Source organism: Streptomyces sp. NPDC006510 (assembly GCF_040611955.1).
Classification (GTDB): Bacteria; Actinomycetota; Actinomycetes; order Streptomycetales; family Streptomycetaceae; genus Streptomyces.
On record NZ_JBEXPH010000409.1, the window covers coordinates 1 to 2,350 of the forward strand.

Here is a 2,350-nt window from a genome sequence, read left to right on the forward strand (position 1 = left end):
GCCCACGCGGGAGGGGATGAGGCGTAACCTGCGCTGCACCGCCCTGGTGCGTTCCAGCACGTCGTCGACCAGTTCGAAGGGAAGGATCTGCGTGAGCTCCCCCAGATGTCCGGGCGCGAAGACGCCCGAGGCGACGGTGATGCTGTGCGTCACCGTCGTGGTGGCAGACTGGTCGGGCAACGGGACCTCCGCTCGGAGTAGTGAAGACCTTGGTCGGCTTCACCTCTGTAGCAGAGGTCCCGTTCTTCGCGGTCGCCTTGGACCGGAAACTGATCAACTTGACGTGATGCGCAATGACTTAACTCCGCGGCATTGTTTGTACAGGCCGATCGTGCTCTCCATCAGAGCATTGTCGTAGGCGTCACCGACCGATCCGATCGAGGCGGCGATGCCGACGGCGTCCAGATGCTCGGCAAGCCGGAAACTCGTATATTGCGATCCGGCATCCGCGTGGTGGATCAACTCGCCTGGCCGCACCGGATGTTGGTCTCGGTCACGTTGCCACACGGCCATCTCCGGGGCGTCCAGGACGAAGACCGGGCAGGGTGTCAGGCCAGACGTGTGGCCTTCAGTCCGTCGAGCGGATACTCGGGCGGGAGCTTGGCGGGGTCTCCCGGCACAGTGATCTGTACGGCGATGGGCCGAGAGTTCCCCGCTTCCAGCAGCTGATCTGTTTGGGAGTCGATGTACACCTTGCCGTCCTCATGCGTGACGTCAACACCGGACGCCTCGACCTTCGTCCCGTGAGCCGTTCGCAGGTCGAACGAAATCCGGAACCTGCGTGTCTCCTTTCCCTCGCCGCCCGCCTTGCCGACGGCGGTGACGGTCAGCGCGAAGCTGTACACCTTGCCCTGCGGATCGTAGCTTTGCCAGGAACTGTTGGACTTCTTCGTCACGGCGATCTCGTCGTAGCTGGGCGGGATCGGCATCGGGGTGATGCGCCCGGCTCCGTTCACGACCTCCAGGCCGTCGACGGGGATCTTCCCGTTCCCGATCCGCTCGGCGTGGTCGGGAATGGTGCTGCCACTCAGGTCGAGGTGGTTGACGTTGCCTGCCGAGTCAACGGCGTAGAAGTGGCCGGCGGAGTCGAAGAACGTGGCCGAGTACGACTTCCGGGAATCACTGGACCTGCTGGCCTCGGCGGGGAGGAAGACCCTACTCCTGAGTACGGTCTTCATGGGGTTCTTCCGCAGATCCACATGAAGCAGGTCGCCGTTGTCGCCCTCGACCGAGATCAGCCGGCCGTCCTTCGGATGGTGGGCGAAGTCGTCCCACCGCCCGGAACCCGGACAGTGTCCGGCGGTCGCCGTCCGGGTCACCACATCGATCGTGTAGCTGGGTACATCGGGACCGCTCGCGACGAGCAGCTTTTTCCCGTCGACGTCCATGTCGCCGTCGTACCATTTCTGGCCGCTCGGCAGCCCATCGACGACCGCGTCCGAGACCTTGCCGGTCTCCACGTCAATGGTGACCAGCCGGTTGTCGCTGACGGCGAAGAGCAGTGGTTCCTTGTCATCGCCCCGATACTGCGCGCCCATGGCGGTGTAACCGGCCTCGTACGCCGGCACTTTCTCGACCACACGGGTGTCCCCGTCGATCGGGTCGAAGCGGTAGACCCGCGTGTTCGTCCTACCTACCGCCAGATAGACCTTACGGTGAGCCATGGCGCGATTCCTTTCGGTAATGCACTGGGTGCCGCCCCAGAATCGGGTCGCTGCACATTTCTCCGCAAGGTCACGAACTGGTCGACCGACGACAAAAGGTCAATCCTGATTGCCGCGCGCCCTTCCGGCGCGCCTGGTTGACGCCTGGGAGCGGATGGTCGGTGCATGCTCGTGCCGCTTCACGGCGTTTGGTACTGGTTCCGAGCCCTCAAAGGGCCCGTTGTTTGTTCTCGATGAGCGGCTCACCGGCCCCATCGGCATCGCCTTCGACGACATCACCCTCAAGTAACCCCCTCGACCCCACCACGCCGGTCGCGCCACCTCCAGCCGGCCGACGCACCCGTGACAACACGACACGACCGCCCAGCAGGAACGGGAGCCGGCCGAGGCACTGCATCGGCCGGTACACCCTGACCTGCCGCCGCCGCGCAGGCAGACGAGCCTCTACCAGCGCATGCCGAGGGCATCGAGGTCCGCCCGGCGCTGCTCGGCGAGCTTCCCGGCCCGTTTGCGCACATTGTCGAGCCACACCGAGCTTGACCACCACGGGCCCGTCAGCACCTTCCTGACGGCCTGTTGTGACGGAGTTTTAGAAGCCGTATCTCAACCGATCATGGAACGTGCGGGTCGAACAGGTTTCCCGCCGGGGTGATCTTCCCGTTGTGCGCGCATGAAGACAGGGCCTC

General features: G+C 64.5%; 2 protein-coding genes and 1 pseudogene. All 3 read right to left on the reverse strand.

The features are described 5' to 3' along the window. The coding region (locus tag ABZY11_RS43975; RefSeq protein WP_356484547.1) for a transposase domain-containing protein at positions 1-180 on the reverse strand (180 nt) is incomplete at its 3' end. Between the two features lie 135 nt (positions 181-315). Then, positions 316-462 (reverse strand): annotated as a pseudogene (locus ABZY11_RS43980) (IS3 family transposase); the annotation flags it as partial. 86 nt (positions 463-548) lie between these two features. Continuing rightward, positions 549-1,664 (reverse strand): hypothetical protein, encoded by a 1,116-nt coding sequence (locus ABZY11_RS43985; RefSeq protein ID WP_356484548.1) that lies wholly within the window; start codon positions 1,662-1,664, stop codon positions 549-551. Positions 1,665-2,350: the final 686 nt, after the last annotated feature.

Coding starts and splice junctions, on each gene's coding strand:
- ABZY11_RS43985 (WP_356484548.1), bottom strand. CDS start 1,664: ATGGCTCACCGTAAGGTCTATCTGGCGGTAGGTAGGACGAACACGCGG.